This is a genomic window from Roseovarius sp. D0-M9 (genome assembly GCF_037083805.1).
In the GTDB taxonomy this organism is placed as follows: Bacteria; Pseudomonadota; Alphaproteobacteria; order Rhodobacterales; family Rhodobacteraceae; genus Roseovarius.
Genome location: NZ_JBAPKZ010000034.1, coordinates 21,104 through 33,830 on the forward strand (window position 1 = coordinate 21,104; position 12,727 = coordinate 33,830).

The window sequence follows — 12,727 nt, forward strand, 5'->3', positions numbered from 1 at the left end:
CGGCAAGGCGCTGCACACAAGAGGAAAGCAACATAAAAGCGCGATTATTCGCCAAAACTGCGGATAATTGCGCAGAAGTGGCCCGTTCGTCACGCCCGCGTGGTCACAATGCGGTCGCGCCCGTCAAGGTCGGGCAGCACGCTGACATCGCGCAACCCGGCCTCCGCGGCCAAGGCGGTGACGGCTTCTGACTGCCGCCAACCGATTTCCATCATCAGCCAGCCGCCCGGCACCAGATGCGCGCGCGCACCCGCGCAGATAGCCCGATACGCGCCCAACCCGTCGGCCCCATCCGTTAGTGCCATGCGCGGCTCGAACGACAGCTCGGGCGCAAGGCCTGCCATCTCGGCCTCGGCAATATAGGGCGGATTGCTGACGATCAGATCAAAGCGCCCGGTGACGGCGCTGAACCAGTCCGACAGCCCGAATGTGGCACGCGCGCTCACCTCCAGCCGCTCGGCATTGGCCTCGGCAACCCGTAGGGCGGCGGGCGACAGATCCGTGCCCATGCCCCGCGCGCCGCGCCGTTCCGCCAAGAGCGACAACAGAATCGCACCCGACCCCGTGCCCAGATCCAAAACGGTGCTCCAAGGCGGTGCCAAGGCCGCAAGGACCAACGCCTCGGTTTCGGGGCGCGGATCAAGCACATCGGAATTGACGATAAATTCATTCTTGAAGAACGCGCGCCGTCCCAGGATATGCGACAGGGGGCGCCGCTCCAGTCGGGGCGCCGCAGCGCTCAGCAGCGCAGCCATCATGGCGTCGCCCATTGGCTCATGCTCGGACAGCGTCAAACGCGCCGGCGGGAGTTGAAGAACATGCGCCGCGATCAGCCGCGACTCGCGCAAGGGCGCGTCGATTCCCGCACGCTCCAACAGCATCGCAAGGTGCCGGATCGCCAGCCCGATCGTCGCACCCTCAGATGCCGTCACGCGCCCATCTCGGCCAGCATCTGCGCCTGATGATCTGCCGTCAGCGCGTCAATAAGCTCGTCCAGATCCCCCTGCATGACCTGATCCAGCTTGTATAGCGTCAGGTTGATCCTGTGATCGGTCATGCGCCCTTGCGGAAAGTTGTAGGTGCGGATGCGCTCACTGCGATCGCCGCTCCCCACTTGCGCCGCCCGCGTCGCGCTCCGCGCGCTATCCACACGCTGCCGCTCCGCATCATAAAGCCGCGTTTTCAGCACCTGCATGGCGATCTCGCGATTGCGGTGCTGCGATTTTTCGCTACTGGTCACCACGATCCCGCTGGGAATATGCGTGATGCGCACCGCCGAATCGGTGGTGTTCACATGCTGGCCACCCGCGCCCGAACTGCGCATGGTGTCGATGCGCAGATCATTCGCGTCGATCTTGATGTCCACATCCTCCGCCTCCGGCAGGACCGCCACGGTTGCGGCGCTGGTATGGATGCGCCCGCCGCTCTCGGTTTCGGGAACACGCTGAACGCGGTGGACACCACTCTCGAACTTGAGCCGCGCAAAGACGTGGTTGCCCTTGATATGCGCGACCACCTCCTTGATGCCGCCCAGCTCGGTCTGGCTCATCTCGACGATATCGAGGCTCCAGCCCCGCGCCTCGGCATAGCGCTGATACATCTTCAACAGATCGCCCGCAAAAAGCGCGGCCTCCTCGCCCCCCGTGCCGGGCCGGATCTCGATCATCGCCGGGCGTACATCGGCCTCGTCGCGCGGCAGCAGGCTCAGTTGCAGCGCCGCCTCGACGCCCGGCAGGCGCGCCTCCAGCTCTTCCAGCTCATCCTGGGCCAGCGCACGCATCTCGGGATCGTCCAGCATGGCGCGGGCGGCCTCGGTCTCATCCATCAGCGCCTTGTAGAGACGGATTTCCTCGACCACCGGGCGCAGCTCTGCGTATTCGCGGCCCAGCGCGGCGATGTCCCCGCCACCCGCAGACATTCCCGCAGACATCTTGGCCTCGAGAAACTCGAAGCGCTGGACGATCTGCTCTAATCTGTCGCGTGGAACCATGGCTCCCATGTCCTCCATCCAAATCCTTTGGTCAAGACGCGACCGCGTGGTATGATGGGATCATGCGCACGCTCATGATCCTCGCCACCCTGTGCCTTCCAGCCGCCATCCCGGCGCTGGCCGATGGCAGCATGGGCACCAAGACGATCGACTGCTATTGCACCGACAAATCCGGCGCCCGTGTCGAAATGGGCGAGATGACGTGCCTCAATGTCGACGGCAAGAGCTTCATGGCGCAGTGCCAGATGTCGCTGAACGTGCCGATGTGGCGCAAGATCTCCGATGGTTGCCTCAGCTCATCCCTGCCGCAGAGCAGCGAGCCAACGCTCCACGCGGGCCTTGTTGACGCCCATATCTGACGCGCCATAGCGCAGCCGTGCATGGACCAACAGCATATCGCCGCGCTGCGCCACCGTGGTGTAGTCGGGAAATCCGAAAACACGCGAGCGCGTGACATAGCTCACCATGCCCGCCTCGACCGATCCCGCCAGAACCCGCGTGCGCGGCTCGGCCCGGATGATCGCATCCAGCGCCGCCAAATCGCCGGGAACGCGGCGCATCACACCGCCCGCCAGATCCCGATCCTCGACAGTGTCCGGCAGCACATGCCACCGCACCACATCGTCAGGCGCCAGCCTGATCCACGCCAGAAGCGCAAGCAGCGCAAGGATGACCAGCAACAGGCCCAAGCCGATCCATTTCACGCGCCTGTCCTTTCATTGTTCCAAAAATACTCATGGCACCGGATGCCTTAGGCGCCGCTGCCATGATCCTTCCACCCCAGTAGACAGATGATATTGGTCGCCACATGCGCCCCCGCAATCGCCGTCGCGCCGGTAGTGTCAAAGGGCGGCGAGACCTCGACAATATCGCCGCCCTTCAAATTGATGCCCGCCAGATCACGCATCATGATCGACACCTGCGCGCTTGTCAGCCCGCCCCAGACGGGCGTGCCGGTGCCGGGCGCATAGGCCGGATCCAGCGCATCGATGTCAAAGCTGAGGTAGACCGGCGTATCGCCCAGAATATCCTTGATCTTGGCAACGGCCGCTGCCGTGCCGCCTTCATGCACCTCGCGCGCATCGATGATGTTCACGCCCATCGGGTCGGGCACCGTCGTTCGGATACCGACCTGCACCGATTTGGCCGGATCGATCAGCCCCAGCTTGATCGCCTTGTAGAACATCGTGCCATGATCGATCCGCTCGTAGTTATCGTCCTGCCAGGTGTCCGTGTGCGCATCGAACTGCAACAGGGACATCGGGCCAAACTTCTCGGCATAGGCCTTGAGAATGGGAAAGCTGATGTAGTGATCCCCGCCCAAGACGACACTCGCCGCCCCTGCGTCGAGGATCCCCTTGATATGCAGGGTCAAAAGCCCTGGAAACTCGGGGACCATAGCATAGTCGAAGGCCACATCGCCGTAATCGACGATGTTCAGCGCCTCCATCGGATTATAGCCCCATCCATAGGGTGCATCGGCGGTCTGGAGCGCGCTCGCCTCGCGGATCGCGCGGGGGCCAAGGCGCGTTCCGGTGCGATTGGTCACCGCCTGGTCAAAGGGCACACCGGTCACCGCGATATCGACGCCTGCCAGATCCTTGGTATAGCGCCGCCGCAGGAACGAGGTCGCACCGCCAAAGGTGTTCTCGAAGCTGAGGCCACGATTATCCGAGCGCGTGAACGCCTCATCAACCGTGCTGCTTGCGTCTTCCAGTCCCATCCGTCTCGCCTTTCGCTTTTACGTGTTTGCCGCACCCTGTATGACAAACCCTGCCGGATGCAAGTCCACGCGAGGGAGACGTCAATGACCGAAAGCCTGATCCACGATGCCAAAGGCGGCCTGCCGCGCCTGCGCGCCATCATGGGCGCCCTGCGCGACCCCCAGACCGGCTGCCCCTGGGATATCGAACAGGACTTCGCGTCAATCGCGCCCTATACGGTAGAGGAGGCCTATGAGGTGGCCGACGCGATCGAGCGCGCCGATTGGTCCGACCTGACGGGCGAACTGGGCGATCTCTTGTTGCAGGTCATCTTTCACGCTCAGATTGCCCAGGACAAGGGCCTGTTCGATTTTGACGACGTGGCAAACGCGATCTCGGACAAGATGGTCGCGCGCCATCCGCATGTCTTTGGCGAGGAAAGCCGCGACAAGAGCGCCGCCCAGCAAACCCGTGATTGGGAGACGATCAAGGCCGTCGAGCGCGCAGGCAGCACCACAGATGGCAAGCCCGCTGGCACATTGGGCGGCGTGGCGCTCGGCCTTCCCGCACTCATGCGCGCGGTCAAGCTGCAAAAGCGCGCCTCGCGCGTCGGCTTTGACTGGCCGGATATGGCAGGCGTTCTGGACAAGATCGGCGAGGAAATCGCCGAACTCGCCGAAGCGCATGCCAGCGCGGATGCCGCGCATACAGAAGAGGAATTCGGCGACCTCATGTTCGTCATGGCCAACCTCGCACGACATATGAAGATCGACCCCGAGGTCGCCCTGCGCCGCGCCAATGCCAAGTTCACAAGAAGGTTCGAGCGGATCGAAGCGCTCCTGGCCGAGGACGGCAGGACGCCCCAGGACAGTGATCTGGCCGAGATGGACACCCTCTGGAATCGCGCCAAGGCCGAAGAAAAGGCGCGCGCCGCCCGCGCGGCAAAGCCGGGCGATTAATCAAGCTTCGAGCACGTCGCACCTCGGGCAGCCCTGCAACCGTGGGAGCGCGGCACAAGGACGCGCAGCCGATGACACGGCAACCCACTCGGTGCGGGTCTGACCGCAATCATCCACGTTTCCCGGCAGTCCGCGCGCGCCCACATGCTGATGGGCTGCCCCTTCCCCCCCAGCGCGCAATCGCATAAACAGGCCGCAAATCCTCGTATCCAACCAGACCAAAGGAACATCGCCCCATGACCGAGCCGGATATCACCCCTGATCTGATCGCCGCGCACGGGCTCAAGCCGGACGAGTATGACCGCATTCTCGAGATCATCGGCCGCGAGCCGACCTTTACCGAACTGGGCATCTTCTCGGCGATGTGGAACGAGCATTGCAGCTATAAATCCTCCAAAAAATGGCTGCGCACCTTGCCCACAAAGGGCCCCCAGGTGATCTGCGGGCCGGGCGAGAACGCAGGCATCGTCGACATCGGTGACGGCCAATGCGTGGTCTTCAAGATGGAGAGCCACAACCACCCCTCCTACATCGAGCCCTACCAGGGCGCGGCAACGGGCGTGGGCGGCATCCTGCGCGACGTCTTCACCATGGGCGCGCGGCCGATCGCGGCCATGAACTCGCTCAGCTTTGGCGCGCCGTCGCACCCCAAGACGCGCCAGCTTGTGCATGGCGTGGTCGAGGGCATCGGTGGCTACGGCAATGCCTTCGGCGTGCCCACCGTTGGCGGCGAGCTGCGCTTTGATCCAGCCTACAACGGCAATTGCCTCGTCAACGCCTTTGCCGCTGGCCTCGCCGAGACCGACAAGATTTTCTATTCCGCCGCCTCGGGCGTCGGCCGCCCGGTGGTCTATCTGGGGGCCAAGACAGGCCGCGACGGCGTCGGCGGCGCAACCATGGCCTCGGCCGAGTTCGACGAAACGATCGAGGAAAAGCGCCCCACCGTTCAGGTTGGCGACCCATTCACGGAAAAGCGCCTCATGGAAGCCACGCTCGAGCTGATGGCAACAGGCGCCGTGATCTCGATCCAGGACATGGGTGCTGCGGGCCTCACTTGCTCGGCCGTCGAAATGGGCGACAAGGGCGGCCTTGGTGTGCGCCTCAACCTTGAGGCCGTGCCGCAGCGCGAGACCGAGATGACCGCCTATGAAATGATGCTGAGCGAGAGCCAGGAGCGCATGCTGATGGTGCTCGAGCCATCGCTCGAGGCCGAAGCGCGCGCGGTGTTCGAAAAATGGGATCTGGACTTCGCCATCGTGGGCGAGACCATCGGCGAAGACCGCTTCCTCATCATGCACAACAACGAGGTCAAGGCGGATCTGCCCCTTGCTGCCTTGTCCGGCACGGCGCCCGAATACGACCGCCCATGGGAGAAAACGCCCGCCGCCACCCCGCTGGATGCCGCCTCGGTGCCGCAGGTCGACCCGATCGACGCGCTGCGCGCGCTCATCGGATCGCCAAACTACTGTAGCCGCGAGTGGGTGTACGAACAGTACGATACGATGGTCATGGCCGATACGGTGCGCGGCCCCGGTCTTGGCGGCGGCCTGATCCGGGTGCATGGCACCGACAAGCTTCTGGCCTTCACGTCCGATGTCACGCCCCGCTACGTGCAGGCTAACCCCGAGATGGGCGGCATGCAGGCTGTGGCCGAGGCGTATCGCAACCTCACCGCGCTGGGTGCGACGCCGCTGGCCAGCACCGACAACCTCAATTTCGGCAACCCCGAAAAACCGGCGATCATGGGCCAACTCGTCGGTGCGATAAAAGGGATCGGCGCCGCCGTGGCGGCGCTCGACATGCCAATCGTCTCGGGAAACGTGTCACTCTACAACGAGACCGACGGCACGGCGATTCTGCCCACGCCCACCATCGGCGCGGTCGGCCTGATCGCGCACGAAAGCCTCGCCATCACGGGGCGTGCGCGTGAGGGCCATGTGGCGTTGGTCGTCGGGGAAACATACGGACATCTGGGCCAGTCTGCGCTTCTGGCCGAAGTCTTTCACCGGGTGGAGGGGGATGCACCCCCGGTCGATCTGGAGGCCGAGCGCCGCAATGGTGATTTCATCCGCGCCAACCACAGCCTCATCACTGCGTGCACCGACCTCTCGGATGGCGGGCTGGCGCTCGCCGCGTTCGAGATGGCCGAAGCCGCAGGCGTGGGCGTTCACCTGACCCAGGATGACAGCGGAGCTCTCTTTGGCGAGGATCAGGCGCGCTACCTCGTTGCCTGCAACTTCGATCAGGCCGAAGCCTTGATGACCGAAGCCATGAAAGCCAGCGTCACGGTGACCAGCGTCGGCAAATTCACCGGTGACACGGTGCGCTTCGGAAGCAGCAAAGCGCCACTTGAAGAGCTTTCACAGCTTTTCCGCTCCAGCTTTGCCGAGCGGTTCGCCTGATAGAACGCTTGTCTTTGAGTATTTTTGCCAAGATGAAGCCGGGACGCGCGCCCCGGCTTTCATTGTTCCATAAATACTCAAGTCCGGCCGCTAAGGCGCCGTGCGTTTCATATTATGCACTGGGCTTTTTATGCACTGGGCTTTGCCAAAAGTGGGCATCCAGGTCTTCTGCCACAACGCTTTACTCCGCGCGCGATGCTTCGGCGGATACGGCCCGAATCCGCTCGATCATTGCCCTAAGTCCATTCGAGCGTTGTGCCGAAAGGTGATCGGTAAGGCCGAGGCGCGCCAGCTCGCCGCCCGCATCGACGCGGGGGACTTCGTTTACCGGCACACCGTTGTAGAGCGCGCGCAGCACGGCAATAAGGCCGCGCACGATCAGCGCATCGCTGTCGCCGTCAAAGCGGAACTTGTCCCCTTCGATCTGCGGATGCAGCCACACCTGGCTGGCGCAGCCTTCGACGCGGGTAGCCGGCACCTTGAGCGCATCATCCAGCGGGTCCATCGCCTTGCCAGCCTCGATGACATGGCGATAACGGTCTTCCCAATCCTCAAGGAATTCGAAATCCTCGACGATCTCTTCGAATGCCGGCTGGGCCATGGTCCGCTCCTTCCAGTTCAGTTGATCATGAGGTAGGGGCATCAGGCGCAAACGTCCAGTCTGCGCGGAGATTCAGAATGGATGCCCCCAGCGCCGCGCGCTTGCACGCGGGCGCACTCGACCGCTTGCGCTCGCAAGTGCCGGGCTGCTAGGGTCGCGCGAGTTTCAGACCCTTTGACAAGGACGATTGCCGATGCGCAGCCTGGTGACCCTCGTGACGATTTCCGGCCTGACGCTGGCCGGCTGTTCAGGGCTGCGCGATTCGCGCGTGAACCCGGCGAACTGGTTCGGCCAGAGCCGCACCACGCCAGTTGCCGCCTCCGCAGACGCCACCGTCAATCCGCTCATTCCCGAAGCACGCGACAGCATCTTTCAGCGCAAATCCGACGAAGAGACCTATCAAGGCACTCCCATTTATGCCGTCGAAGGCGTCGTGATCGAGCGCTCGTCCGGCGGAGCGATCGTAAAGGCCACGGGTCTGTCGCTGCGCCAGGGGGCGTACGACGTGCGCCTTTCACCGGAGAACAAGGGCGAGCCGGTGGGCGGCGTTCTGACCTACACGATGCGCGCCGTGCAGCGCGCGGACACGCCCCAAGGGCCCGAGCAGACGCGCCGCGTCAGCGCAGGCGCCTTCATCTCGACTCAGACGCTGGAAGAGACCAGTGAAATCCGTGTCTTGGGCCAGACCAACAGCGCCGCCTCGCGGCGCTGATATCGCCGGATACCCGCACCCTTGCAGATTGGCGCACCAGCTTTCAGAGCGCGACCGTCTCGATCGTGCTGCCATTCACGCGCAGCGCGATCTGGCCCGCGCAAAGGCGCAGCGCCTCGGCACCAAAGACGTCCCGGCGCCATCCGCTGAGCGCAGGCGCATCGCGCTGGCCCGCCGCGATCGCATCGAGATCAGAGGCTGTCGCGATCAGTTTGGACGCGACACCCTCGCGATCCGCAACGCCCTTGAGCAGAACGCGCAGAAGATCCGCGATGGCCGGGTTGACCTGAAGACGCTCGCGGCTGAGATCGGGCTGTGGTTGATTGTCGGGCGGCGTCGCAAGACCATCGGCGACCGCCTTGAGGATGCCGTCCGCAATCTCGCCCTTGCGCGCCTCGCGCAAGAGCAGGCGTGAGCGGCCCAGATCCTGAAGGTTCGCGGGCTTGGTCGCGGCCAATTCGACCAGCGCGTCGTCCTTGTAAACCCGGCTGCGCGGGATATCGCGAGCCTGAGCGTAACTTTCGCGAAAGCGCGCCAACTCGCGCACGATGGACAGGTATTTGCCACCCGTATTGCGCGTCTTGATGCGCTGCCACGCATCTTCGGGGCGCGTGATATAGGTGTCGGGCGTGGTCAGCACCGCCAACTCCTCGGCCACCCATTTGTCGCGCCCAGTCTTTTCCAACTCGCGTGCGAGGAACTCATAGATGTCGCGCAGGTGCGTCACATCAGCCAGCGCATACTTCTTTTGCGCATCACTCAGCGGGCGGCGCGACCAATCAGTAAAGCGCGAAGATTTGTCGACCTGCGCCTTGGCGATCCGCTTGACCAGCGTCTCATATCCGGCCTGCTCGCCAAAGCCGCAGACCATGGCCGCCACCTGGCTGTCGAAGAGCGGCGTCGGGATGATCCCCGCATCGACGTAGAAAATCTCAAGATCCTGGCGCGCCGCGTGAAAAACCTTGACCGTGCTCTCGTCGCGAAAGAGGGCATAAAGCGGCTCGAGCGACAGGCCGTCAGCCAGAGGATCGACCAGCACCGCCGTTTCATCCCCCTCGCCCGGATAGGCCAACTGCACAAGACACAGCTTGGAGTAATAGGTGCGCTCGCGCAGGAATTCGGTGTCGACTGTGACATAGGGATGCTGGGCGGCGCGGGCGCAGTATTCGGCCAGCTCTTCGGTCTCGGTGATGGTCTGGATCAAGGGAACGGCTTCTTTCGCTGATATCTCTTGCGCCGCTATAGGCCGGATTGGCGCAAATTGAAACGGGTTTGGCTTAGCACCGCGCCGGTGGCGGCGCTCAGGGCAGATAAAGTGGTGTGCGGTCCCCGGCGGCAAAACGGCGCAGCACCGCCGGATAGAGGCGATGCTCGGCCTCAAGGACACGGGCGGCCAGCGCGGCCTCGGTATCCTGCGGGGCGACCGGCACGCGCGCTTGGCCGAGGAGCGGGCCATCATCAAGCGCTGCCGTCACCTCATGGACGGTGCAGCCCGCCTCGGCCTCGCCCGCCTCCAAGGCGCGGCGATGGGTGTGCAGGCCGCGATACTTGGGCAAAAGCGATGGGTGGATATTGATCATCCGTCCCTGCCAGCGGCTGACAAACCCCTCGGTCAGCACGCGCATGAAACCGGCAAGGCAAATGATGTCGGGCCGGTGGGCCATGATCGCGCTGTGCAGCGACGCCTCGAACCCCGCGCGATCCTCACCATGGGGACGATGATCGACCACCTCGGTCGCAATGCCGCGCTCAGCGGCCTTTTGCAGCCCGCCGGCATCCGCCCGGTTCGACAGCACCAAAGCGGGCCGCGCCGGGTGGTCGCCCGTCATGCTATCGACCAGCGCCACCATGTTGGAGCCGCCGCCGGACAGTAGGATCGCGACGCGTTTGCTCACGCAAGCGCGCCTGCATAGCGGATGCCGGACCCGCGCGTTACATGCCCGAGGCGATGAACGGTCTCACCCTGCTCGGCCAGAAGCTCGGCCAGCGCATCGGCACGCGCCGCATCTACCGCGACGATCATGCCGATGCCGCAGTTGAACGTCTTGAGCAATTCGGCCTCGTCCATGCCGCCGGTCTCGCGCAGCCAGCCAAAGACACCCGGAAGCCCCCATGCACCAAGGTCGATATCGGCGCCCAGATCCTCGGGCAGAACGCGCGGCAAATTCTCGGTAAGCCCGCCGCCGGTGATATGCGCCAGCGCATGCACCCCGCCTGCCCGGATCGCCGCCAGCGCGGATTTCACATAAAGCCGTGTCGGCGTCAGAAGGACGCCGCCCAATGTTCCCTCCTGCCAAGGGCAATCAGCCTGCCAGCCCAGACCCGACATTTCGACCAGCTTGCGCACGAGGCTGTAGCCGTTGGAATGCACCCCGTCCGAGGCGAGGCCCAGCAGAACATCCCCCTCCTGAACGCCCTCCGGCAGGGCCGTGCCCCGCTCCATCGCGCCCACTGCAAAGCCCGCCAGATCGAAATCGCCCGCAGGATACATGCCCGGCATCTCGGCCGTCTCGCCCCCGATCAGGGCCGCACCCGAGCGCGCGCAGCCCTCGGCAATCCCTTCGATAATGCGCGCGGCCTTCTCGGTCTCAAGCTTGCCCGTCGCGAAATAGTCCAGAAAGAACAGCGGCTCGGCCCCCTGGCAGACAAGATCATTGACGCACATGGCAACGAGGTCGATGCCCACACCGTCCACGTGGCCGGTGTCGATGGCAATGCGCAGCTTGGTGCCGACCCCGTCGGTGGCCGCGACAAGAACCGGATCATCATAGCCCGACGCCCTGAGATCGAAGAGCGCACCAAACCCGCCAAGGCCCGACATCACGCCCGGCCGCGCGGTACGCTTGGCCGCAGGCTTGATCCGCTCGACCAGGGCATTGCCCGCATCGATATCGACGCCGGCATCGGCATAGCTCACACCAGTCTTTGGATCAGTCATGGGGCTCTCCTAGGATTTACGCGCGGGCCTAGCCCATAGCGGCATCCAGCGCAATCTCAAAGCCTTGACGCGGCCGCCCGCCCTGCGTAGGAAATGCGACATGGCGGGCCTGTAGCTCAACTGGTTAGAGCAGAGCGCTCATAACGCTTTGGTTGCGGGTTCAAGTCCTGCCGGGCCTACCATAGTTTTCAGTGACTTAGCCGAAAGCGCCGAAGCACCAAAAAGGTTCATTGAACCACGTTTTGGTTTTAGCGCCTACATCGCACTCTTCTGGCGACGAATCCACGATTGGGCAGGTCGTGACTTGCGAGAACAAGGTTAGGACATTTCATCGGTTTTTGACAGACTTCATCGGTTTTTGACAGACATTGGTTCGTTCGCTCCGCTCTATGGTCGCAGCCCCATAGCCGTGTGGAATTCGTGCGATTGTATATGAAAAAAATCCTAAGAAAATTTGCGCAGCTCAATATTCTGCACCGGACTTCTCGGCTACGCATCAATTTCTGGACATGTCTCGGCCTCAGAAATTCAAGAAGAATTATTTCCGCAAAAGAACATAGTTAGATCAGCGGGCTCACCCGCGCCCTTCAAAAAAAAACCTGCTGAAGAAAAATACATGGCTGGCCGAAACAACATCTGCTGCTCACGAAAGCCAGCTGCACCACCCGCGTTGAAAAAAAGAGGAACGGCAAAAAAAGTCAGGCAGCAAACAGTATTTCTGCAAGAGATCTGTTGAGAGAAAGGTGGAGGAAAGCGCCTACCGGCTTCACCTGATTTCCTGGTCTGAGCGGGCCTTTTTGTGAGGCCGCGCAGACCAGGAAGCTCCGGTGCAACGGATCTCAATGAAGATAAACATTAGCCAGACCCACGACCAACTGCTGCTACTGGGGGCTTGGCCAAATCGCCTTTGTGAAAGGAGGAAACGGGCATCTTGAAGCTGCCACTTTGGGGCAGCGACACCACGGGATGAAACCTATGACCTACTACCAAACCTTTACCACGTTGCCTTGCTCAAAGCTGGACCTTGTGCGCGAATTTTTCCGCGACCATGGAACTGCTTTGGCCAAGGCAGCAGAAAAGCTGGGCGGTCCAGCAGCCAGTGCGCGTGTTTTTCTGCTATGCGAAGCTTTGCGCCACGCGCGTCGGCTGACTCGCGCACAAAGAAGCCAGCTGGTGGACTTCCATCGATTGCTGACTCTGGAGCATGTCGGCGATCCAAACCGGATCGAGAGCGGGCTTTTTGCGCTAATCGATCCTTCCTCGGCTTTCGTTGATACGTGCTGTTTGTTGTCAGAAAGACTCGATGCGCTGCTAAAACGGTCCCTTCTCGTTCCGTGTGGGTAGTCGGGCGCACCGGTGCTTGAGCCGCTCCCATATTTCGTGCCTTCGGTAGGCGCGTCCGACGCGGAGACCTCAGCCATC

General features: G+C 62.9%; 13 protein-coding genes and 1 tRNA gene. 6 read left to right on the top strand and 8 right to left on the bottom strand.

The features are described 5' to 3' along the window. Positions 1-89: 89 nt before the first annotated feature. Together prmC and prfA are read right to left on the bottom strand one after the other, a co-directional pair. On the bottom strand, positions 90-932 hold the full coding sequence (gene prmC / locus V8352_RS17665; protein ID WP_336425614.1) for a peptide chain release factor N(5)-glutamine methyltransferase: 843 nt from the start codon (positions 930-932) through the stop codon (positions 90-92). Then, complete coding sequence (prfA, locus tag V8352_RS17670) at positions 929-1,990, bottom strand: peptide chain release factor 1 (protein ID WP_336425615.1); 1,062 nt, start codon at positions 1,988-1,990, stop codon at positions 929-931. The genes prmC and prfA overlap by 4 nt, the downstream gene beginning before the upstream one ends. 62 nt (positions 1,991-2,052) lie before the next feature. Between prfA and V8352_RS17675 the strand changes: the two genes are divergently transcribed. Beyond that, a complete protein-coding gene (locus V8352_RS17675) occupies positions 2,053-2,349 on the top strand; it encodes a hypothetical protein (RefSeq protein WP_336425616.1) in 297 nt (98 codons plus the stop codon). Here the strand turns inward: V8352_RS17675 and V8352_RS17680 are convergent. Both V8352_RS17680 and speB read right to left on the bottom strand, forming a co-directional pair. Continuing rightward, complete coding sequence (locus V8352_RS17680; RefSeq protein WP_336425617.1) at positions 2,287-2,694, bottom strand: DUF1499 domain-containing protein; 408 nt, start codon at positions 2,692-2,694, stop codon at positions 2,287-2,289. The genes V8352_RS17675 and V8352_RS17680 overlap by 63 nt on opposite strands. Before the next feature lie 47 nt (positions 2,695-2,741). Next, positions 2,742-3,713, bottom strand: coding sequence for an agmatinase (speB, locus tag V8352_RS17685; protein ID WP_336425618.1), 972 nt, complete (start codon positions 3,711-3,713; stop codon positions 2,742-2,744). 84 nt (positions 3,714-3,797) lie between these two features. Between speB and mazG the strand changes: the two genes are divergently transcribed. After that, entirely contained in the window at positions 3,798-4,652 is an 855-nt protein-coding gene (gene mazG / locus V8352_RS17690; protein ID WP_336425619.1) for a nucleoside triphosphate pyrophosphohydrolase, read from the top strand. Between the two features lie 236 nt (positions 4,653-4,888). Beyond that, a complete protein-coding gene (purL, locus tag V8352_RS17695; RefSeq protein WP_336425620.1) occupies positions 4,889-7,054 on the top strand; it encodes a phosphoribosylformylglycinamidine synthase subunit PurL in 2,166 nt (721 codons plus the stop codon). 181 nt (positions 7,055-7,235) lie between these two features. Here purL and V8352_RS17700 read toward each other — a convergent pair whose 3' ends face one another. Then, positions 7,236-7,655: a SufE family protein gene (locus tag V8352_RS17700; RefSeq protein ID WP_336425621.1), complete on the bottom strand. Its 420-nt coding sequence runs from the start codon at positions 7,653-7,655 to the stop codon at positions 7,236-7,238. A 193-nt stretch (positions 7,656-7,848) separates the two neighbouring features. Between V8352_RS17700 and V8352_RS17705 the strand changes: the two genes are divergently transcribed. Continuing rightward, positions 7,849-8,367 carry a hypothetical protein gene (locus V8352_RS17705; protein WP_336425622.1) on the top strand — a complete coding sequence of 173 codons (519 nt, stop codon included), beginning with the start codon at positions 7,849-7,851 and terminating at the stop codon, positions 8,365-8,367. Positions 8,368-8,410: 43 nt separating this feature from the next. Here V8352_RS17705 and rnd read toward each other — a convergent pair whose 3' ends face one another. The 3 genes from rnd to purM all read right to left on the bottom strand — a co-directional run bounded on the left by rnd (position 8,411) and on the right by purM (position 11,305). Then, positions 8,411-9,568 (bottom strand): ribonuclease D, encoded by a 1,158-nt coding sequence (gene rnd, locus V8352_RS17710; RefSeq protein ID WP_336425629.1) that lies wholly within the window; start codon positions 9,566-9,568, stop codon positions 8,411-8,413. A 100-nt stretch (positions 9,569-9,668) separates the two neighbouring features. After that, positions 9,669-10,262, bottom strand: coding sequence for a phosphoribosylglycinamide formyltransferase (gene purN, locus V8352_RS17715; protein ID WP_336425623.1), 594 nt, complete (start codon positions 10,260-10,262; stop codon positions 9,669-9,671). Continuing rightward, entirely contained in the window at positions 10,259-11,305 is a 1,047-nt protein-coding gene (purM, locus tag V8352_RS17720) for a phosphoribosylformylglycinamidine cyclo-ligase (RefSeq protein WP_336425624.1), read from the bottom strand. The genes purN and purM overlap by 4 nt, the downstream gene beginning before the upstream one ends. A gap of 105 nt (positions 11,306-11,410) precedes the next feature. Here purM and V8352_RS17725 point away from each other — a divergent pair. Both V8352_RS17725 and V8352_RS17730 read left to right on the top strand, forming a co-directional pair. Then, a tRNA-Ile gene (locus tag V8352_RS17725) sits at positions 11,411-11,487 on the top strand. Between the two features lie 793 nt (positions 11,488-12,280). Next, positions 12,281-12,649: a hypothetical protein gene (locus V8352_RS17730; protein WP_336425625.1), complete on the top strand. Its 369-nt coding sequence runs from the start codon at positions 12,281-12,283 to the stop codon at positions 12,647-12,649. The last annotated feature ends 78 nt before the right edge of the window (positions 12,650-12,727 follow it).